The 21097-nt window shown below is 63.9% G+C and carries 18 protein-coding genes; 6 read left to right on the top strand and 12 right to left on the bottom strand.

What is annotated here, in order from left to right; genetic code table 11:
• The first annotated feature begins 32 nt into the window (after nucleotides 1-32).
• Nucleotides 33-899, top strand: a complete 867-nt coding sequence (locus B5D62_RS05865) for an HTD2 family dehydratase (protein WP_085933542.1) — start codon at nucleotides 33-35, stop codon at nucleotides 897-899.
• Nucleotides 896-2116: a CaiB/BaiF CoA transferase family protein gene (locus B5D62_RS05860; protein ID WP_085932843.1), complete on the top strand. Its 1221-nt coding sequence runs from the start codon at nucleotides 896-898 to the stop codon at nucleotides 2114-2116. Before B5D62_RS05865 ends, B5D62_RS05860 begins: the two co-directional genes overlap by 4 nt.
• A 17-nt stretch (nucleotides 2117-2133) precedes the next feature.
• On the opposite strand, the gene B5D62_RS05855 is transcribed toward B5D62_RS05860, so the two are convergent.
• The 3 genes from B5D62_RS05855 to B5D62_RS05850 form a co-directional block, all read right to left on the bottom strand.
• Nucleotides 2134-2979: a TauD/TfdA dioxygenase family protein gene (locus B5D62_RS05855; RefSeq protein ID WP_170920802.1), complete on the bottom strand. Its 846-nt coding sequence runs from the start codon at nucleotides 2977-2979 to the stop codon at nucleotides 2134-2136.
• Nucleotides 2952-3521 (bottom strand): hypothetical protein, encoded by a 570-nt coding sequence (locus B5D62_RS33290; protein ID WP_170920801.1) that lies wholly within the window; start codon nucleotides 3519-3521, stop codon nucleotides 2952-2954. Before B5D62_RS33290 ends, B5D62_RS05855 begins: the two co-directional genes overlap by 28 nt.
• A 106-nt stretch (nucleotides 3522-3627) precedes the next feature.
• Nucleotides 3628-4695: a tartrate dehydrogenase gene (locus tag B5D62_RS05850; RefSeq protein WP_085932841.1), complete on the bottom strand. Its 1068-nt coding sequence runs from the start codon at nucleotides 4693-4695 to the stop codon at nucleotides 3628-3630.
• Nucleotides 4696-4818: 123 nt separating this feature from the next.
• Between B5D62_RS05850 and B5D62_RS05845 the strand changes: the two genes are divergently transcribed.
• Nucleotides 4819-6504, top strand: a complete 1686-nt coding sequence (locus B5D62_RS05845; RefSeq protein ID WP_085932840.1) for an N-acyl-D-amino-acid deacylase family protein — start codon at nucleotides 4819-4821, stop codon at nucleotides 6502-6504.
• 22 nt (nucleotides 6505-6526) lie between these two features.
• Entirely contained in the window at nucleotides 6527-6835 is a 309-nt protein-coding gene (locus tag B5D62_RS05840; RefSeq protein ID WP_085932839.1) for a putative quinol monooxygenase, read from the top strand.
• A gap of 164 nt (nucleotides 6836-6999) precedes the next feature.
• Here the strand turns inward: B5D62_RS05840 and B5D62_RS05835 are convergent, their stop codons facing one another.
• Entirely contained in the window at nucleotides 7000-7596 is a 597-nt protein-coding gene (locus B5D62_RS05835) for a TetR/AcrR family transcriptional regulator (protein ID WP_170920800.1), read from the bottom strand.
• A gap of 178 nt (nucleotides 7597-7774) precedes the next feature.
• On the opposite strand from B5D62_RS05835, the gene B5D62_RS05830 reads away from it, so the two are divergent.
• Together B5D62_RS05830 and B5D62_RS05825 are read left to right on the top strand one after the other, a co-directional pair.
• Nucleotides 7775-8908, top strand: a complete 1134-nt coding sequence (locus B5D62_RS05830) for an efflux RND transporter periplasmic adaptor subunit (protein ID WP_085932837.1) — start codon at nucleotides 7775-7777, stop codon at nucleotides 8906-8908.
• A 25-nt stretch (nucleotides 8909-8933) separates the two neighbouring features.
• Nucleotides 8934-12035, top strand: a complete 3102-nt coding sequence (locus tag B5D62_RS05825) for an efflux RND transporter permease subunit (protein ID WP_085932836.1) — start codon at nucleotides 8934-8936, stop codon at nucleotides 12033-12035.
• Nucleotides 12036-12044: 9 nt separating this feature from the next.
• Here the strand turns inward: B5D62_RS05825 and pcp are convergent, their stop codons facing one another.
• The 8 genes from pcp to B5D62_RS05785 form a co-directional block, all read right to left on the bottom strand.
• A complete protein-coding gene (pcp, locus tag B5D62_RS05820) occupies nucleotides 12045-12692 on the bottom strand; it encodes a pyroglutamyl-peptidase I (RefSeq protein WP_218190952.1) in 648 nt (215 codons plus the stop codon).
• A gap of 77 nt (nucleotides 12693-12769) precedes the next feature.
• Nucleotides 12770-13567, bottom strand: a complete 798-nt coding sequence (locus B5D62_RS05815; RefSeq protein WP_085932835.1) for an FAD binding domain-containing protein — start codon at nucleotides 13565-13567, stop codon at nucleotides 12770-12772.
• Between the two features lie 13 nt (nucleotides 13568-13580).
• Nucleotides 13581-15965, bottom strand: coding sequence for a xanthine dehydrogenase family protein molybdopterin-binding subunit (locus B5D62_RS05810; RefSeq protein ID WP_085932834.1), 2385 nt, complete (start codon nucleotides 15963-15965; stop codon nucleotides 13581-13583).
• A gap of 2 nt (nucleotides 15966-15967) precedes the next feature.
• On the bottom strand, nucleotides 15968-16453 hold the full coding sequence (locus tag B5D62_RS05805; protein WP_085932833.1) for a (2Fe-2S)-binding protein: 486 nt from the start codon (nucleotides 16451-16453) through the stop codon (nucleotides 15968-15970).
• 255 nt (nucleotides 16454-16708) lie between these two features.
• Complete coding sequence (locus B5D62_RS05800; RefSeq protein ID WP_139373732.1) at nucleotides 16709-17173, bottom strand: SRPBCC family protein; 465 nt, start codon at nucleotides 17171-17173, stop codon at nucleotides 16709-16711.
• Nucleotides 17174-17201: 28 nt separating this feature from the next.
• Nucleotides 17202-19124 carry a glycoside hydrolase family 17 protein gene (locus tag B5D62_RS05795; RefSeq protein ID WP_139373731.1) on the bottom strand — a complete coding sequence of 641 codons (1923 nt, stop codon included), beginning with the start codon at nucleotides 19122-19124 and terminating at the stop codon, nucleotides 17202-17204.
• A 105-nt stretch (nucleotides 19125-19229) separates the two neighbouring features.
• Nucleotides 19230-20327 (bottom strand): M14 family metallopeptidase, encoded by a 1098-nt coding sequence (locus B5D62_RS05790; RefSeq protein WP_085932831.1) that lies wholly within the window; start codon nucleotides 20325-20327, stop codon nucleotides 19230-19232.
• Between the two features lie 13 nt (nucleotides 20328-20340).
• Nucleotides 20341-21096 carry an SDR family NAD(P)-dependent oxidoreductase gene (locus B5D62_RS05785; RefSeq protein ID WP_085932830.1) on the bottom strand — a complete coding sequence of 252 codons (756 nt, stop codon included), beginning with the start codon at nucleotides 21094-21096 and terminating at the stop codon, nucleotides 20341-20343.
• Nucleotide 21097: the final 1 nt, after the last annotated feature.

The following is a 21097-nucleotide window of genomic DNA, read 5'->3' as shown; positions in this document are numbered from 1 at the left end:
CGCAATTCGAGGCCCTCAAAGGGGAACCTGTCATGAGCTGGATGGATGATGCGATGGTGGAGCTGCGCCCCTGGATCGGGCGCGTGCGAGCGACGGAAGACGATGTCGGCCTGATGGCCGTGCGCCGCGCCGCCGGCACCTTCAATCTCGATCCCGACAAATTCCGGCAAGGCAGCGAATTGCCACCGCACTGGTTTACCCTGATCGGCGTCGAAACCGTTAGACAGAGCGACATTGGGCCCGACGGCCACGCCAAGAAGGGAATCGTACTCCCCCCTATTCCGATGCCGCGTCGCATGGGGGCAGGCCGTCGCGTGAAGATCAAGGCACGGCTGCAGGCCGGCATTCCCGCCGTGAAGAAAGCCGAAGTGGTCGACATCGTCCCCAAGACCGGCCGTTCGGGCGATATCTTCGTGCTGACGATGCGTCACAGCTACGAGCAAGCCGGCAAGACCGTCGCCATCGACGACTTCGACGCCATCTACCGGCCGGCCGTCCCGCCCGGCCAGAAGACGACGGCCACCGTACCGACCAAGGCGCGCGCCGATCATGCCTGGAACGAAGTGACGCCGCTTACCAATGCCCTCAACTTTCGCTATTCGTCGCTGACCTGGAACGCCCACCGCATCCACTACGACAGCGACTATACCCGCACCGAGGAAGGGTATCCCGCGCTGGTCTCCAATGGCGGTCTGTCCATGCATCTCATGGTCGATGCGGCCTTGAAGCATGCCCAGGGCACGCTCACCGGCTACACCGCCCGGCTCGTCCATCCCCTGTGGGTCGGCGATCTGATCGACGTGCGCGGCGAGGCGCAGAAGGACAGCAAGCTCAAGATCTGGGCCGCCGACAAGAACGGCGTGCTGTGCGGCGAGATGGACCTGGAGTTTGCACAATGAGCGAGAGCACGGCCGGCGGACCGCTCGCTGGCGTGAAGGTCGTGGATCTGACGACGGTGGTTGTCGGTCCCATCTGCACGCGCACCCTTGCCGATTACGGCGCCGACGTCATCAAGGTCGAGGCCCCGGGCGGCGATCTTCTGCGCACCATGGCCGAGGGCAGCCGCCATCCCGGCATGTCCGGCAAGTTCATCAACTTCAACCGCAACAAGCGCTCGATCGTCCTCGATCTCAAGAAGCCGGAAGGGCACGCCGCCCTGCTCCGCCTGATCCGCCAGGCTGACGTCTTCGTCAGCAATGTCCGTCCCGAAGCCCTGGCCAGGGCCGGCCTGGACCATGCAAGCCTCGCCGCCGAGAACCCACGGTTGATCCACTGTTCGATCCTCGCCTTCGGCCGCGGCGGCCGCTATTTCAATCGGCCGGCCTACGATCCCGTGATCCAAAGCTTGTCCGGTGTCGCCGGCACGCTGGCGCGCGCCACCGGCGAGCCGCGCTTCGTGCCGATGGTCATGAGCGACCACGTCAGCGGCCTGATCGCTGCCCAATGCATCGGCTTCGCCCTCTATCGGCGCGAGAAGACCGGTCAGGGCGAGGCGATCGATGTTCCGATGCTCGAGAACATGGCCTCGTTCGTGGCCAGCGAGCATCTCGGCGCCATGACCTTCGATCCTCCGGTCGGTCCCAGCGGCGACGGTCGGCTGCTCAGCCCGGACTATCGTCCGTTGCCGACCAAGGACGGCTACATCACCGTCCGGCCGAACACCAATGCTCAGGCCTTTGCCTTCTTCGACGCGATCGGCCGCCCCGAGCTCAAGACCGATCCACGCTTCGACAGCGCCGCGTCGCGAACCCGGAACGCACGGGCCTACTTCCAGGTCCAGCGCGAGGGCCTCGGTCACAAGACCACCGACGAATGGGTCGACCTGTTCGACAAGCTCGACGTGCCGGCGGCGCGCTACAATTCGATCGACGACCTGCTGACCGACCCGCATCTGAAGGATGTCGGCTTCTTCGGCGAGGAGGATCATCCCACCGAGGGCAAGATCCGCCGCACCAGGCTGGCCAACACCTTCTCCGGCGGACAGCGACGGCAGGAAGGGCATGCGCCCCTCGCCGGCCAGCACACGCGCGAGATACTTGCCGAAATCGGCTACAGCGAAGCCGAGATCGACAAGATGCTGACTGCGGGCTCGGTGATGGAAAAGCCCGGTCGATAACCTGTTCGGGCGACTGGCTAGAACGGCTTGTCGCCCTCGATCAGCACGCGCTGCATGATGCGCCGCTCACCGACCGGGTAGTCGACATCGACCCGATGCATGGTCGCGCGGTTGTCCCAGATCACGACATCACCCACCGACCAGCGATGGCCGAAATGATGTTCGGGCTTGCGTGCTTCCTCGGCGAGCTGGTCGAGGAGATCATCGCTTTCCTCTCGCTCGAGACCGACAATGCGATCCAGCCGGTTGAAGTTGAGATAAAGCGCCTTGCGCCCCGTTCCCGGATGTGTCCGGACCAGCGGATGTTCCACATCCGGCGTTTCGGCGATCTCCTGATCCGTACGCTGCGATGGACGATTACGGGCCCGCGCCGTGTCGTAGGAATGGATGGCGCGCAGTCCATCGATGCGCCGCCGCGTCGCCTCGGGCAAGGACTCGTAGACCGAATGCATGTTGCAGAACCATGTGGTCCCGCCGCGGCTGGGGATCTCGATGCTGTGCAACAACGTCGCTTTGGCCGGGATCGCCATGTACGAATCGTCGGTGTGCCAGTCCTCAGCCCGGAGGGCCGTTTTGTCGGTTGATCCGTCGTCCATCAGCGTACTCACCATGATGGAGACCTCGGGGACCGGACCACTGCGCTTGTAGCGCAGGAGCTGCTTCTGCGGCGTGCCGAACGCCATAGAGAAGTCTCGCATCTGCTCCGGCGTCATGCGGTCCCCGGGCACGACTACCAGCAAGTGCTCGGCAAGAGCGTGATCGAGGAGCGCCGCGATCTCCGGCGCCGAGACCGTGCTTCTGTCGAGACCCTGTACTCGCGCCCCGAGCGCCGCCTTCAGGGGGATGACTTCCGGTTCCACCATCTGCTGCCTCCCGCTCTCTCGTTGGCGGCAGCGTAGCGCGCAACCAGTGCGGAAACCAATTCCGCAGCTCGCGACCGTAGCCGATGGACAAGTGCTTTCGCCTTCTGCCAGGCCGGAAGGCCACGCACGAAGGTGTAAGCCCAGTCGCGCCAGGCGAAGAATGTCCGATCGGCCCAGGCAAACCAGGCAAGCGCCATCAGGTTGGGACGCAGGATGCGATAGAGACGGGCGAGGATTGCCGTCGCCAGCACCTTGCCGAGGGCGACGGCGCCGAAGGCCAGAGCAAAATGGCCTTTGGCGACGAACCACAAGGCGGAAAGCTTTACCGGCAATATCAGGATCGACGGCGCGGCAAAGGCCAGCACAGCCCACCAGGGCGGCAGCCCCATCAGGAACGCCTCGACGCGGGCGACCGGCGTCCATCGCGCGAACGCCGCCATCATCACGTTGAGATAACGGATGAGCGTCTGCTCCAGGAACACGACCAGCGCCGCGACCGGAACCAGCGCGAGTTCGAGGAGATACATCAGGCGCTTTTTCATCGGCCCAATGTAAGCGATCACTTCACCGGGAACAGCAGGGACACGAAGCAAAAGATGGGGGTCGCGCCTTGGAATCGCCGCCTTTCGCCCGTGCCCCTCACGATTATCAGGCCGTCTTCACCAGTTCAGCGATGGCCGCGCCGACGGTTTTGGTGTCGCCGTTGCCGCCGAGATCGCGGGTCCGCGGTCCACCTTCGACCAGGGATGCGGCAATGGCGCGTTCGATCGCTTCCGCAGCATCCGGATAGCCGAGATGGCGCACCATCATGGCGCCCGACCAGATCTGCCCGATCGGATTGGCGATTCCCTTGCCGGCGATATCCGGCGCCGAGCCGTGAACGGGTTCGAACATGGACGGATACTTGCGCTCCGGATTGATGTTGCCGGAGGGCGCTACACCAATGGAGCCCGTCAGCGCGGGGCCGAGATCCGACAGGATGTCGCCAAACAGATTCGATCCCACGACGACGTCGAACCAGTCAGGATTGCGCACGAAATGGGCGGTCAGGATGTCGATGTGATACTGGTCAGCCTTGATGTCGGGATAGTTCTTCTTCATCTCGGCGAAGCGCTCGTCCCAGAACGGCATGGTATGGATGATGCCGTTCGACTTGGTTGCCGAAGTGACATGCTTCTTCTTGGTGCCGCGCGCAAATTCGAAGGCGAACTTCAGGACCCGATCGACGCCACGCCGGGTGAAGATCGCCTCCTGGACCGCGAACTCGTTTTCGGTCCCCTGGAACATGCGCCCCCCCAACTGGCTGTATTCGCCTTCGGTATTCTCGCGCACCACCCAGAAGTCGATATCGCCCGGCTTGCGGTTCGCCAGCGGCGACGGCACGCCTTCGAACAGCCGCACCGGCCGCAGGTTCACGTATTCGTCGAAGTCACGGCGAATGGGAATCAGCAAGCCCCACAGCGACACGTGATCTGGCACGCCCGGCCAGCCGACAGCGCCCAGGAAAATGCTCTCGAAGGCCTTGAGCTGCTCCATGCCATCTTCCGGCATCATCTTGCCGGTCTTGAGCAGGCGATCGCACGACCAGTCGAAATCGGTGAACTCCAGCTCGAAGCCGAATCGGCGGGCCGCCGCTTCGAGCACCCGCACGCCCTCAGGCAGGACTTCCTTGCCGATTCCGTCCCCCGGAATGAGCGCGATCTTGTGCTTGGCCATTCACTTCCTCCAGTTTCGATGGGCGCGGCCGGACCCTAGCAGCGCGCCCCTTCCATGCAAGCGCGGCATTGCCCCTCAGCAGGCCCCTTGCCAATATGAACGGGCATTCATGCGAGGGCCATCATGAGCTTCGATCTCAAGATCGCAGGAGGAACGATCGTCGACGGCACCGGCAAGCCAGGCGTCGTCGGAGATATCGGCATCAAGGATGGCAAGGTTGTCGCTGTCGGCAAGGCCGATGGCGATGCGACCTCGACGATCGATGCGACGGACCGTGTGGTCGCGCCCGGCTTCGTCGACGTGCACACCCACTATGACGCCCAGGTCCTGTGGGACCGAATGCTCAGCATCTCGCCCTGGCATGGTGTCACCACGACGGTGATCGGCAATTGCGGCTTCGGAGTCGCACCGACGCGGGCGGCCCATCGCAAGCTGATCCTGCAGACGCTCGAGAAGGTCGAGGGCATGAGCCTCGACGCCTTGCAGGCTGGCCTTGGCGACGCTTGGCCGTTCGAGACCTTTCCCCAGTATCTCGATGCCGTGGAAAAGCGCGGCGTTGCGATCAACGTCGCCGCCCTGTTCGGCCATACCCCGCTCAGGCTTTACGTGATGGGAGAAGCAGCCACCGAGCGGGCCGCGACCGCGGACGAGCTCGCGGCGATGAAGACGCTGGTCCGAGAGGCGATGGAAGCTGGCGCGATCGGCTTCGGCACCTCGAAGTCCGTCAGCCATAACGGTTACGCCGGCAAGCCGGTGCCGAGCCGTCAAGCGACGCCGGAAGAACTCGACGCCCTGGTCTCCGTCATGGGTGAACTGAAGCGTGGACTGATGCAGATCACCATCGGTCGCGACTTCTCCACCAAGGCCATGGCCGAGGTCAGCCGGAAGTACAATATTCCAGTCACCTGGACGGCTCTCCTGTCGTACCTGTACGGGCCCGGCGGACACCGCAAACAGCTCGATCTCGCCGCCGAACAGCGCAGGACAGGGGCGGTGGTGATTCCGCAGGTGAGTTGCCGCCCCCTGAACTTCGAATTCACCTTCGCCGATCCTTTCCCGTTCGAGGTCATGAAGATCATGAACGAACTGGCGGCTGAGGACGCCAGATCGCCGGGAGCACGTCGGCGAGCCTATGCCGATCCGGCCTGGCGACGGAAATTCACCTCGGAGCTCACTCCGGTGTTTCAACGCTGGTGGGAACGCACGGTCATCGCCTGGGCGTCGACCGCAAGAGAACTCGAGGAAATGCCGCTCGTCGAGGTCGCTCGTCGCCTCGGCAAGGATCCGGTCGATCTTGCCTTCGAGATCGCCCTCGCCAACGACCTGCAGGCCCGCTTCCGCATGGCCGTGATGAACTTCGACGAGACCGAGGTCGCAGAGCTCATCACCGATCCCCACACCATCATCGCCCTGTCGGATGCCGGCGCCCACGCCAGCCAACTGTGCGATGCCTGCTATTCGACCTACCTGCTGGGCCATTGGGTGCGCGAGAAGAAGGCCTTCTCCCTCGAGCAGGCAGTTCACAATCTGACCCAGAGGCCGGCGGAGATGTTCGGCATCACCGATAGAGGCGTGCTTGCCGAAGGGCGTCCCGCCGATGTGGTGGTATTCGATCCCGAGACGGTGGGACCGGGGCCGTTGCGCCGTGTCTACGACCTTCCCGCCGGTGCCGACCGCATCATCGCCGACGCCATCGGCATCGACGCCGTGGTCGTGAATGGCCAACTCGTGCGCCGCAACGGCAAGGATGCCGTCGGACCAAACGACAGGTTGCCCGGCCGCCTGCTGCGCAACGGACGAGCTCATTAGCCAAGGAGTGGAGGAAGAACCCATGATTCACGTTATCGCCGTCATCACTGCCAAGCCCGGCAAGCGGGAGGAGATCCTTGGCCACTTCCGCGCCAACGTACCCGCCGTCAAGGCGGAGAAGGGCTGCATCGAGTACGGCGCGACCGTGGACGCAGAAGGCATGGGGTCGTTCCAGACCAAATTCGGACCGGATACTTTCATCGTCGTCGAGAAGTGGGAAAGCACCGACGCGCTCAAGGCCCATGCCGCTGCCCCGCACATGGCCGCTTATGGTGCCAAAACCAAGGAACTGATCGCCAGCCGCGTCATTCACGTCCTCTCCCCCACCTGAGCGGGATCGTTGTCGCGGACAGTCCCTGAATAGCGACCCGAATCGTGGCTGGCGAAGGCAGAGCTCTACAATGAGCGATGCCCTCGCCCGCCCTCCGTCGCGGAACCAGCCCGTTCCGGTGCCAGCTTCCGTTTATCGACCATTTATTTAATGGAAATCCCGCCTCACGGCAGGCGGACGACGCCGCGCACGGCCATATCGATCATGCCGGCGATCAATATGTCGCGCTTGGTCCAAGGGAACTCAGGATTGTTGATGAGGGCTGCCACAAGGCCGTGCAGGCCCATCCAGACCAGTTCGGCCGCCGTATCGACCGGGAAATAAAGCGGCATACCGGCCTTTTCGATATCTCTGAACATGCCCATGAGCTTCGCAAAGGCCATCGCGCTGGCGGCCCCCGGTTCGTTGGGATCGATGCTCTCGGGCGTGCGACTGAGTTCCTTCGCCTCCTTCACCTTCTTGGGCGTATTACCCGAAAGAAAGGTGAGCCAGTATTCCTGCGGATTGTCCAAGCCGAAGCGCACATAAGCTTCGCCGCAGCGCCGCAGGCGCTCGAGCGGTGGCAGCTTCGTCTTCTCGAGCTTCGACATGTTCTCGACAAGGTTGCCAAAGGTCTCGTCGCAAAGCGCGAGCATGATGGCTTCCTTGTCCTTGAAATAGAGATAGAGCGCGGGCGCCGAGACCCCGACCACATCCGCGATCCGGCGGATCGTCGTCGCTTCATACCCTTCCCGCAGGAACAGCTTTTTGGCTGCCAGCAAGATCTCATCCCGGCGGGTATGGCCCTCGCCGCGCTTCTTCCGGGTGCCCGCAGTTGACGTGGACAAATGACGTTCCATCCCTTGACTTGTAACTTAACGTCGATAACTTATCAAAGTTCAGTTAACGCTGCCCAGATTTGCGTTCAACGCATTGTAACCGTCGAAGGAAGGGCTCGCCATGCGTCTGCCGTTCAAGCGTCTTCCGCGAAAAGCGGCATTTGGGCTGGTCGCCGGCGCGGCTCTGCTGGCGGGCGGCTCGCTGATCGCAGTGTGGCGCACAAATGCGTCTCACTCTCAGGTCGATGAACAGCCTGTCCGGCCGGCCCGGGTCATGACGGTCGCCTACCACGACACGACCCGCTCCCTTGTCCTGGCAGGAACGGTCGCTCCGCGCATCGAGACCACTTTGGGCTTCCGCGTCGCCGGCAAGATCATCAAGCGCGCGGTCGATCTGGGCGCCGTCGTGCAGGCAGGCCAATTGATCGCCGAACTCGATCCGACGGACTATCGCCTTTCCGTCGACAATGCCCGTGCCGCTCTCGCCTCGGCTGAATCGGACTATGCGCGCGCCAAGGCCGACCACGAGCGATATATCGCCCTGCGCGGCACCGCCGCCTTCATGACGCAGACGATGGAGACGCGTCAGGCGACGGCATTGGCTGCCCAGGCGCGTGTCGAGCAGGCCAAGAGCCAGCTCGCGACCGCCGAAAACAATCTCGCCTATACCGAACTGAAGGCCGATGCCGACGGCGTCATCAGCAGCGTACAGGCGGAAGTCGGCCAGGTCGTGGCTCAAGGCCAGGGCGTGGTGCGCGAGGCCCGCACGGAAGAGCTCGAAATCCTCGTAGGCGTGCCCGAGCATCGACTCTCGGCGGTACGCAAGACCATCAATGCCACTTTCGAACTGTGGTCCGATCCAGGCCATCGTTATGCCGCGCGCCTGCGCGAACTTTCACCCAGCGCCGATCCTGTGACGCGCACCTACCCTGCCCGCTTCACGGTAGTGGACCGTCCTCCCTTCATCGGCCTCGGCATGACGGCGACGCTTCGCTTCGAGCGGCCGGACGTCCAGCACGTCGCCGAGGTCCCGCTCTCCGCCATCTTCCAGCAGGGCACGCAGCCCGCCGTGTGGGTGGTCGATCGCGAAACCGGCGTGGTCGAGTTGCGGCCCGTCACCGTGGCGCGCTGGAGCAGCGAGTTGGCGGCCATCTCGGCCGGCCTGAAGGATGGCGAAATGATCGCCACCGCCGGTGTGCACAAGCTGGAAGCCGGCCAAAAGGTTCGCCCGCTGTTGCAACAGGCCTCGCGCTAACCCGAGGCCCTTGGGGGACGAAGGCATGTCCACGCGGACCAATCTCTCCGAACTGGCGCTGCGCTACAGCACGCTCACCGTTTTCTTCATGCTGGTGCTGACGGCCGCCGGCATCTATGCCTTCTTCAATCTGGGCCGCGGCGAGGATCCGCCTTTCACGATCAAGCAAATGGTCGTGTCCGCGTCCTGGCCGGGCGCAACCTCCCGCGAGGTCGAGCAGCAGGTCACCGACAAGATCGAGACCAAGCTGCAGGAATTGCCCTATTTCTACAACGTCACCAGCTACACCAAGCCCGGCGAGACCGTCATCTATGTGTATCTGCGGGACGACGTTCCGCCGGCCAAAGTGCCCGATCTCTGGTACCAGGTGCGTAAGAAGATCGGCGACATCAAGGCATCTCTTCCCCAGGGGGTCGTCGGCCCGTTCTTCAACGATGAATTCGGCGACACCTACAGCCTGATCTGGGCCTTCGAGTCGGATGGTTTCACTCCTGCCGAGGTGAAGACGATCGTCAAAGAGGTTCGCCAGCGCGTCCTGCGCGTGCCCGACGTGACGAAGGTCGATCTGTTTGGCCTCCAGGACGAGAAGATCTACCTGGAGTTCAGTCATGCGCGTCTGGCCGCCCTGGGCGTCCCGGTGGACCAGATCCTCGATGTCGTGCGCAAGCAGAACGCGATCGTCGCTACCGGTACCGTCGAGACCAAGGGCGAGCGAGTCGCCGTACGCGTCGACGGCGCGCCGACCAGTGCGGAAGACCTCACCACCCTGCCCTTCACTGCCAACGGCCAGACCCTGACCCTTGCCGACGTCGCCGACATCCATCGCGGTTATGTCGATCCGCCTCAGAGCACGATGCGCTTCAAGGGCAAGCCGGTGATCGGTCTCGGCGTCGTGATGGCCACGGGCGGCAACGTTGAGAAGCTCGGCAAGGCGTTGGACGCCACGATGGAGGAGGTTCAGAAGGACCTGCCCGTCGGCATCACCGTGCATCGCGTCGCCAACCAGCCCGAAGTCGTGCAGGAATCCTTCAGCGAATTCATCCGTTCCCTGGGCGAGGCGCTGGCGATCGTGCTGGTCGTCTCCTTCGTCAGCCTGGGCGTGCGCACCGGCATCATCGTCGCCCTGTCCGTGCCATTGGTGCTGGCCATCACCTTTGTCGCGATGATGGTCCTGGGCATCGATTTCCAGCGCATCTCGCTTGGCGCCCTGATCATTGCCCTTGGCCTGCTGGTCGACGATGCCATCATCGCCGTCGAGATGATGATGGTGAAGCTCGAGCAAGGCTTCAGCCGCCTGGAGGCCGCGACCTTCGCCTACACCTCGACCGCCTTTCCGATGCTGACTGGCACCCTCGTCACAGCCGCCGGCTTCGTGCCGGTCGGATTCGCCCGTTCGAGCGCCGGTGAATATACAAATTCGATCTTCTGGGTCGTCGGGCTGTCGCTTGTCATCTCATGGTTCGTGGCGGTCCTCTTCACCCCTTGGCTCGGCTATCACCTGCTGCCGCAGCCCAAGGTCCATCATGGCGATCCGTACCAGGGTCGGTTCTACGCGATGTTCAGGCGGCTGGTTGTCTGGTGCGTGACCTGGCGCAAGACCACGGTCGCCATCACCGCGCTCGCCTTCGTCGTTGCGATGGGCGCTTTCGGCTTCGTGCAGAAGCAGTTCTTCCCGACTGCGAGCCGGCCGGAGCTGATCGTCGACCTGCGTCTGGCCCAAGGTGCCTCCTACGCCGCCACCGATGCCGAGGTGAGCAGGCTCGAGAAGTGGCTGTCGAGCGACGCCGATGTCGAGTCCTATACGTCCTACATTGGTGCCGGCAGCCCACGCTTCTACCTGCCGACAGTGCCCGAGCTGACCAATGCGAATTTCGGCCAGGTCATCGTCATGACCAAGGGACTGGAGGCACGCGAACGGGTGGTCGCCGCCCTGAACCAGCTCTTTGCCACTGACTTCGAGGCCGTTCGCGCCCGCGTGCAGCGTCTGCAGAACGGTCCGCCGGTCGCCTACCCCGTCATGTTTCGCGTTCTGGGCACCGACCCGCAACAGGTCCGCGTGGTCGCCGAAAAGGTCAGGCAGGTCTTCAAGGCCGACCCGGCGACGCGCGACATCAACTTCGACTGGAACGAGCTCGCCAAGACGGTGCGACTCGAGGTCGACCAGAACAAGGCGCGCGCCCTGGGAGTCGATTCCCAGCTGCTGGGCAACATGCTGCAGACGCTGCTCTCCGGCGTGGTGGTCACGCAGTATCGTGAGGGGACGGAAACGATCGATGTCGTGGCGCGAGCGGTGGCGCCGGAACGGCTGAGCGTCGAAGGTCTGGAGTCCATCAACCTGCGCACCGCCACAGGCGGCGTCGTTTCACTCGCCCAGCTGGCAAAGCTCCACTTCGAGCTCGAGGAACCGATCCTCTGGCGTCGCAACAAGGACCTCCTGATGACCGTTCGCGCCGGTATCGTGGACGGCGTGCAGGGACCGGACGTGGCGGCCCGCATCGACAAGGCGCTGGCGCCTCTGAGAGCGGAGTTGCCGCCGGGCTACCGCATCGAGGTCGGCGGCGACAGCGAGGAAAGCGCCAAGAGCCAGGCATCGATCTTCAAGATCATGCCGATCATGGTGTTCCTGATGATGACCTTCCTGATGCTGCAGCTGAAGAGCTTCTCCAAGCTCGCGCTGGTGATGCTGACGGCACCCTTGGGCATGATCGGCGTCTCGTTGTTCCTGCTCGGCTTCAACCAGCCCTTCGGCTTCGTTTCGCTGCTGGGCACGATCGCGCTTGCCGGGATGATCATGCGCAACTCGGTCATTCTGGTGGATCAGATCGATCAGGACATCGCCGCGGGCAGCACACCGTGGGATGCCGTTATCGACGCGACCGTGCGACGGGCCCGTCCGATCGTGCTGACGGCTGGCACGGCGATCTTCGCCATGATCCCGCTCTCGCGCAGCGTGTTCTGGGGACCGATGGCCGTGGCCCTCATGGGCGGCCTGCTGGTGGCGACCGCCCTCACCCTGCTCTTCCTGCCGGCGCTCTATGCCGCCTGGTTCCGGGTCAAGCGGCCGGCAGTGGCGCCAGCCGTTGCCAACGACTCGGTGCCGCCGCCGGTGGTTCTGGCGGCCGAGTGATCGGCTCCGTCAGGAGATGCGTCCCTCGGCCGTGTGCAGATCCTCGCTGCGCGCGGCACTGACCGCGAGCACGATCTCGATGGCCCGCACGATGTCGTCGAGGGACATCGACGGCTGGTCGCCCAGGCGGGCCGCCTGCTCCGGCAGATAGGGGATGTGCAGGAAGCCGCCGCGGAATGCGAGGCCGTGCCGGCCGGCCATGTCCATCAGGGCGTAGAACACGTGATTGCAGACAAAGGTGCCGGCGCTGTTCGACACCGCGGCCGGAAGTCCGGCGCGCCGCAGCTCGGCCACGCAGGCCTTGATCGGCAAGGACGTGAAGTAGGCGGCCGGCCCGCCGCGCACCACCGGACGGTCGATCGGCTGCTTGCCGTCGTTGTCGCGGATGCGGGCGTCCTGGATGTTGATGGCCACACGCTCGAGGCTGAGCTCGCGACGGCCGCCGGCCTGGCCGACGCACAGCACGATGTCCGGCCGGGCCTCGTGGATGGCGCCCCGCAAGGTGATGGCGGATCGCGCATACGACGTCGGCAGCACCGCCGTATGGATCACGAGTCCGCTGATCCGGCGTTTGAGGCGCCCGATCGCAGCCGACGACGGATTGACCTTGTCGCCGCCGAACGCATCGAATCCCGTCACCAGCGCTTTCATCGCCATATCGCAGTCCTTGTCCCAAACAAAAGGACGCCCCGCAGAACGGGGCGTCCTTTCTTAGCTCAGTCGAACTGTAAGTTCTACTTGTTCGCCGCGTCCACCGCGCGGCGGGCCATGACTCCCACCAGATGCGCCCGGTATTCGGCGCTGCCATGGATGTCGCTGTTCAGCCCATCGGCCGGGATCTTGATGTCCTTGATCGCTGCCGAGGAGAAGTTCTTGGCCAGCGCATCCTCCATCGCCTTGACGCGGAACACCGCGGGACCAGCGCCCGTCACGGCGACGCGCACAGTGTTGCCGGTCTTGGCCACGAACACACCGACCATGGCGTAGCGCGAGGCCGGGTTGCGGAATTTCATGTAGGCCGCTTTGTCCGCCTTCGGGAAGCTCACCGAGGTGATGAGTTCGCCATCGGTCAGCGCGGTCTCGAACAGGCCCTTGAAGAAGCCGTCGGCCGCATGCTTGCCGGTGTTGGTCGTGATGGTCGCGTTGAGCCCCACCACCGCCGCCGGGTAATCGGCCGCGGGATCGGAATTGGCGATCGATCCGCCGATCGTGCCACGATTGCGTACGGCCGGATCGCCGATCATGCCGGCCAGTTCGGCAAGCGCCGGGATCAGGCGCTTGACGTCGGCCGAGCTCGCCACGTCGAAATGCTTGGTCATGGCGCCGATCACGACATTGGATCCTTCGACCTTGATGCCGGAGAGATCCTTGATGGCGCCGAGATCGACCACGTCGCTCGGCTTGGCCAGACGCTGCTTCAGGGTCGGGATCAACGTCATGCCGCCGGCCATGGGCCGCGCCTCATCCTTGCCCTTCAGGGCATTGACGGCATCGGCGAGGCTCTTGGGACGATGGTAGGCGAAATCGTACATCTGTTTTCCTCCGTTACTCGGCCGCCGCGCGCTGCGCGCCGTGGATGGTCTGCCACACGTTCGACGGCGTGGCGGGCATCGGTACGTGCTTGACGCCGAGCGGCGCCAGCGCGTCATGGACGGCATTCATCACGGCGGCCGGCGCGGCAATCGCCCCGGCTTCGCCGCATCCCTTCACGCCCAGCGGGTTGTGTGGGCAAGGCGTGACCTTGTAGCCAAGCTTGAACGACGGCACGTCGTCCGCGCGCGGCATCGTGTAGTCCATGAACGAGCCGCTCAGCAGCTGACCCGTCTCCTTGTCGTAGACCGTCTTTTCCAGGAGCGCCTGGCCGACGCCCTGAACGATGCCGCCATGCACCTGGCCCTCGACGATCATCGGGTTGATGATGTTGCCGAAATCGTCCACCGCAGTGAAGTTCACGATCTCGACGACACCGGTATCGGGATCGATCTCGACTTCGCAGATCTGTGTGCCCGCCGGATAGACGAAGTTCGCCGGATCGTAGAAGGCGTTTTCATCCATGCCCGGCTCGAGTTCGTTGAGCGGGTAGTTGTGCGGCACATAGGCCGCAAACACGGCCTGGGCCAACGGCACGCTCTTGTCGGTGCCGGCAACCTTGAAGGTGCCGTTTTCGAACACGACGTCGTTGACCGAGGCTTCCATCAAGTGAGCCGCAATCTTCTTGCCCTTGGCGATGATCTTATCGGTCGCCTTCACGATCGCCGATCCGCCCACTGCCAGAGAGCGACTGCCATAGGTGCCCATGCCGAAAGTCGTGGTCGACGTGTCGCCGTGGACGACCTCGATCTGATCTATCGGCACGCCAAGCTTGTCGGAGACGACCTGGGCGAAGGTCGTCTCGTGCCCCTGCCCGTGACTGTGCGAACCGGTGATGACCTGCACATTACCGGTGGGGTTGAACTTGATCTGCGCGGACTCCCACTGGCCGACTCCGCCGCCCAGCTGGCCGATCACCTGCGAGGGTGCCAGTCCGCACGCCTCGATATACGAGGAGAATCCGACGCCGCGCAGCTTGCCGCGCGACTTGGCCTCGGCGCGACGGGCCTCGAAGCCCTTGTAGTCGGCGATCTTCATCGCCTCGTCGATGATCGGCGGATAGTTGCCTGAGTCGTACTGGAGCGCGACCGGCGTCTGGTACGGGAAGGCCGTCGACGGGATGAAGTTCTTCCGACGCAGCTCTGCCGGATCGATCTTCAATTCCTGCGCCGCCTTGGAGACGATGCTCTCGATGACGAAAGTCGCTTCGGGCCGGCCAGCGCCGCGATAGGCATCGACCGGCGCCGTATGCGTGAGTGCCGCCTTGACGTTGGCGTAGATCGCCGGCGTGGTGTACTGCCCCGCCAGCAACGTCGCGTAGAGGTAGGTCGGCACCGCCGTCGAGAAGGTCGACAGGTATGCGCCCATGTTGGCGATCGTCTCGACCTTCAGCGCCAGGAACTTGCCATCCTTGTCGAGCGCCAGCTCGGCGTGGGTAACATGGTCGCGGCCGTGGCAGTCGGTCATGAAGGACTCGCTGCGTTCGGCGGTCCACTTGATGGGCCGTCCGACCTTGGCGGCGGCCCAGCAGACCAGGGTCTCGTCGGCGTAGCAGAAGATCTTGCTGCCGAACCCGCCGCCGACATCCGGCGCAATGACCCGCAGCTTGTGCTCGGGAATACCCAGCACGAAGGCCGACAGGATGAGCCTGAGCACGTGCGGATTCTGCGATGTCGACCACAACGTGTACTGGCCCGTTCCCTTGTCGTACTCGGCCGCGGCCGCGCGCGGCTCCATGGCATTCGGGATCAGACGATTGTTGACGATATCGAGCTTGGTAACATGCGCGGCCTTGGTGAAGGCGGCATCGACATCGGCCTTCGAGCCGATCTCCCAATCGTACACCAGGTTGCCGGGAGCCTCGGCGTGCACCTGCGGCGCACCATTGTCCAGGGCGTGAGCCAGATCGACGATCGCCGGCTTGACCTCGTAGTCGACCTTGATCGCCTCCGCAGCATCCCTGGCTTCCGCCGGACTGTCGGCGACGATCATCGCGACCGTGTCGCCGACATAGCGCACCGTGTCGACCGCCATCGGCGGATGCGGCGGCGCCTTGTGCGGCTGGCCGTGCTTATCCTTCACCACCCAGCCGCAGATCAGGCTGCCAACCTTCGACTCGGCTACATCCTTGCCGGTGTAGATCGCCACCACGCCGGGCATCTTTTCCGCCGCCGAGATGTCGATCGACTTGATCTTCGCGTGAGCGTGAGGTGAACGCAGGAAGTACGCGTAGGTGGCCCGTGCGAGGGCCAGGTCGTCGACATAGCGGCCGGTACCTGTCAGGAAGCGCTTGTCTTCCGTACGCAGGACCCGGGCGCCGATTCCGGTGGCGGAGGCCATGGCTACACCCCCGCGGCTTTCATCGCCGGCGCAGCGGCCAGGATCGCCTTCACGATGTTATGGTAGCCGGTGCAGCGGCAGAGGTTGCCCTCGAGTTCGTGACGGACCGTCGCCTCGTCGAGCTGGTAGTTGTGGCGCTTCACCATGTCGATGGCGCTCATCACCATGCCTGGCGTGCAGAAGCCGCACTGCAATGCATGGTTGTCGCGGAACGCCTCCTGCATGGGGTGCAGCTTGTCGGCGCTTGCAGCCAGCCCCTCGATGGTGGTCACCTTGGCGCCGTCCGCCTGGACCGCCAGCATGGTGCAGGATTTCACCGACTTGCCGTCGACATGGACGACGCAGGCGCCGCACTGGCTGGTGTCGCAACCGACATGGGTGCCGGTCATGCCGAGGTGCTCGCGCAGGAACTGGACCAACAGTGTGCGCGCTTCGACCTTGCCGGACACCGGCTTTCCATTGACGGTCATCGCGACGGAAATCGTCATACTCTTCTCCCTCACATCGTTGGTTCACGCCGCGTCGAAACGCGCCGCAGGGGTTTCGTGGACTCTCGCAAGGGCTTGATGGCCGGGTCAAGCGAATTACGGATGACGAATAACGACCGGCGAAATGTGGCCCTAACGGCTGAGCAGGAAGACGATAACGAGCACCGCCGCTCCGACGCCTATGACGGTCCAATGCCGAAAACCGCGCTGCGCTGCAGCAGATGGCACCGGCGGCGGCGGATCCGACGGTTGCATCTAGGCGGTTTCGGCTGGAGCTACCGGCGCCCCGACCTTCTCGGCAAACTTGCCGAAGAATTGATCAGCGAGCTTTTTCGCGGTTCCAGCAATAAGCCGGGCGCCGACCTGGGCGATCTTGCCGCCGACCTGAGCATCGACTTCGTAGGCCAGGACCGTATCGTTTCCGTCTTCGGTGAGCTTCACCACGGCACCGCCCTTGGCGAAACCGGCGACGCCGCCCTGCCCTTCGCCCGTGATCTTGTAGCCGTTCGGTGGATCGATGTCGGACAGCGTGACCTTGCCCGTGAAGGCGGCGCTGACCGGCCCGATGCGCAACCGGACCTTGGCGGTCATTTCGGTATCGGACAATTTGTCGAGCGACTCGCAGCCCGGAATGCAGGCGCGCAGCACGTCCTGATCGTTCAGTGCCGCAAAGACCTTGTCGCGCGACGCCGCGACTTTGTATTCGCCCTTGATTTCCATAAATTTACTCCGCTTTTTCCGGCCGGCCCTACCACTTGCTGGTATAGGAGTCCGGCGGTGGTTCTGCCAGTGGTTCACGGACCGACAGGTAGATGGTCGCAAGATAGGGGATCGCCATCAAGACGGCGAGGCCGGCCAGCCAGTCGCTCTGCGTGTTCCAGAACAGCGTCCTGATGACCCAGCGTCCCCCATCGGCGGCGATGAAGCCGCCCGCGCCACCGTCATAGAGCTTGATCGCCCCTTCCGTGACGACCAGGACGGCAGCCCAAAAGATCAGGAGTCCTGCAAGAAAGATCTCCGGCAGCACAGGCCTGACGCGACTCAGCCTCCGGTTCATCCGCACATGGCCGCGGCTGCCGTCGTATCCCAGCAAACGGCCGAACGAGAGCGCCCGCCACAGGCGTTCGGGCCGGCGCGTCGCTTCCGCGCGCAGCACCGTCATCAGCTTCCAGGCCATCAGGCAGATGCTGGGAATCACGAAGCTCCACATCGGGAAGTCGCGATACCGGCCATCGATGGCGATCTGCCGCCACCAGGTCTCGCTCAACCGGATGATGCCGTCGTACCAGTCGATCGAGATCACGATCAGATAGAAGATGCACAGCACCGTCAGGGCGAGATAGAGAATCTGCGCCATCAGGTCGGCGCGCTTGAGAATCTGGAATCTCGGCAGCTCTCGCCAGGCGCGCCACGCTTCGCGCACCCGCGCGCCGTAGAGCGAAGGATCGGCCATCTGGCCGGTCAGGCTGTCCGCGATGCCGCGCAGTACCGCGTAGCTGAAGGCGCCGAGCAGAAGCGCCCAGAACACCGTGCCGAGCATCTTCTCGACATAGAAGTCGCGGGAGTAGTCGATCCAGACGGACTGGACATAGCAGGTCAGGATGAGCTGACTGAAGAACGCAAAGATGGCGATCTGCCGTCCTTCTGCCCGACGGCGCCAACTGACAAATCCCAGCACCAGCAGGCCGGACATCAATGTCGAGACGATGAACAGCGACCGCCAGTGCGGCTCCGACACAACCGGCTTGCCCAACTCGAACTTGTCGCCGCGATAGGCGTTGAGCAGGCCCCATCTCGCACCGACCGTGCCTTCCAGCCGTGCCTTCCAATACTGGTCGAACGCCTCGACGATGTTGTAGTCGAAGTGCTCGCGCTCGGCCAAGGAGCGGAACATCGAGAAGAAGCGCGCCTGCTCGACCCGCCCCGGTCGCGCATCCGAGCGCATGCGACCATCCGATGGCCAGCCGGTCTCCCCGATTACGATCGGCTTGCCCGGAAAGCGCGCCTGGACCCGATGATAGATGTCGAGGATATGCTTCTCGATGCTGAGCTGCCCATCCGGTTCGCGCCGATCCATGCCGATGGGTTCATCCTCCCAGTACGGCAGCATGTGGATCGTGATGAAGTCGACCTCGTCGGCCAAGGACGGGTTGCGCAGCCAGAACTCCCAGACATCGGCGTAGGTGACCGGCTGGCGCACGCGTTGTTTGACCATGCGGAGATAGGCCCGCAGCTGGTTGGCGGTAAGTTCCTGGCGCAGGAGGACTTCGTTGCCGACGATCACCCGCTCGACCGTGTCGGGATACCGGTTGGCGTGATCGATCAGCAGGTTCACCTGCTCCAGATTCTCCTTGTCGTTGTCGTTGAGCCACGCCCCTTCCCACACCTTCAGGCCGTATTTGCCGGCCCGCTGCGGCACCGTTTCCAGGTTCTCGCCGGTCGAATAGGTCCGCACGGCGCGAACCTTGCCCTGCAGGCGCTTGAGATCCTGCTCGATCTGGTCGGGTGTGGGATAGGACTTCGATATCGGGCTCTGTCCGGGCCAATAGGGCGCGAAGGAAACGCTCTCCAGCGGCGCGCTCGTCCAGCCGGCAATTTCGACCGGCCGGTTCGGCAGCCACCACCACAGCAGATTGAGGCCCGTCACGATCGCGAACGCGATCAACGCCACTAAGGCTCGCATAGTTGCTTTGTAGCAGGATGCCCGTGGCGCGCCACTGTGGGCGTGCATCATTTTGTGGATCGGCGAAAGGGCCTAACTCGAGGCGCGACCTGCCTAAATTGCCCCGAGCTGCAGGCCGGCGATCGACTGCCGCACGAGCTGATGACCCCGGAACAGAACCGCTTCCTTCCAGTCATCCGTCTCGGGGTAGAACTGGCGCCGCATGGCCTTGCGGACCGGCTCCGCTTCCTTGCCCAAGGGATCGCCGTACTTGTGCAGCCAATGATCGGCGCGAAAAGCCTTGTGCCCGCTTTCGCGGTCGAAGGTCCCGAACTCCAGCGTGCACATGGTGAGGCGGGTTTCGGGCTCCCGCAGCACGCGATTCAGCCCGTAATGGCCCAGACCATCGCGTGCCTGGGAGGCCGTCTGGCCGCGCTTGGACTCGGTTACGGACTCGCCCCAGAAGGCCCGCACGCGGCGTGAACCGTTGCTGTCGATGTCGTAGTGGGTGATCGGCTCTCCATAGCCGTAGGGACCGAGCCCGGTATGGAAATCGATGACCGCCACATCCGGCCGCCCCTTGAGGAAGGCGTCGGCGATCGCATGCAGTGTCCGATTCGACCAGCTCGGGCCGCCGCCGCCGAAGAACATCCCATCGGGATGTGAGTACTGCCCGCCCGAAACCGCTCGGTAGAAGGCCACATCGCCAACTTTCTTGCGATAGTCGGCGAGTTTGGCGTCGGCGGCCTTGATCCCGGTCTCGCTGAAATCCGCGGGAACGAGAAGGTCGGCAATCTCCAGATATCCCTCGTTCACCGGGTAGGGCTTGCTGTGATCGACATAGTTGCGGTTGAGATCGTTGCCCTCTTCCGTCACCCGTCGTGTCCAGGCGAACCCGTACGGGTTGATGGCGTGAACGAATACCGCGGCCGTGTCCTTCGGAAGGCCGGATGCGCCGATGTTGGCCAACCAGTCGACCTGGAAGCCGGATCCGCAATAGCCTTCGATTCCATGGGTGCTGGAGATCGTCACGACGATCTTCGACGCATCCTCGGGTCCGAGCCGCGCCACATCGGTCGACAGCGCCTCGCCCTTCGGTCCCTTGCTCGGATTGTCGTACCGGGACGTGGTGGCGCCCGCGATCCGGGCCGCCGCCAGGAACTTGTCGCGCGCCTCGCTGTAGCTGGCAGCGAAGGAATGGATATTGGCCATGATAACGCTACACCTAGGTTCGCAGTGTCAGCCCGCCATCGACCACCAGTTCATGCCCGGTGATGAAGTCCGCCTCGTCCGACGCGAGAAGCAGGGCACCCCGCGCAATATCGATCGGCTGACCCAACCGGCGCAAGGCGGCCTTTTTCTCCCACACCGCGCGAATTTCGGCGTTGTCGAAGTTGCTGCGCGTCATGCCCGTGTAGATCGCCCCGGGACATATATAGTTGGCCGTGATGTTGAACTTGCCGAGTTCGAGCGCCAGCGTCCGGGTCAGGCCGCCGACACCGGCCTTTGAGGCACAGTAGGCGGCAAGGCCGTAGTCGGTGTCGAACGCCATCACCGATGCAGTGTTGATGATCCTGGCGCGGTTCCTCTCCCTGGCCCTGGCCTTGAGCGCCGGAATCGCCTCGCGGCACAGGCGGAACATGCCGCGCACGTTCACGTCGTTGACGCGGTCCCACATCTCATCGGTCATCTCCTCGACGAAGGCGCGACCGCTGACCCCTGCGTTATTGAACAGGATGTCGAGCGCTCCGAAGGTCGCCAGCGCCGCCTCGACGATCCGCTTCGGGGCATCGTCAGCCGTGATATCGACCTTCAAAGGCGCGATGGCGGCATTGCCCGCATGCACGGACGTGATATCCGATTCGGGCCGGTCGACCGCCAGGACCTGCGCCCCTTCCTCGGCGAAAAGCTGCGCGGACGCCGCTCCAATGCCGGACGCGGCGCCGGTGACAATGGCGATCTTGCCGGAAAGGCGCCCCATG

Source organism: Enhydrobacter aerosaccus (assembly GCF_900167455.1).
Lineage (GTDB): Bacteria > Pseudomonadota > Alphaproteobacteria > Reyranellales > Reyranellaceae > Reyranella > Reyranella aerosaccus.
The sequence above is the reverse complement of the archived record's forward strand: the minus strand, read 5'-3'. Positions and strand labels throughout refer to the sequence as shown.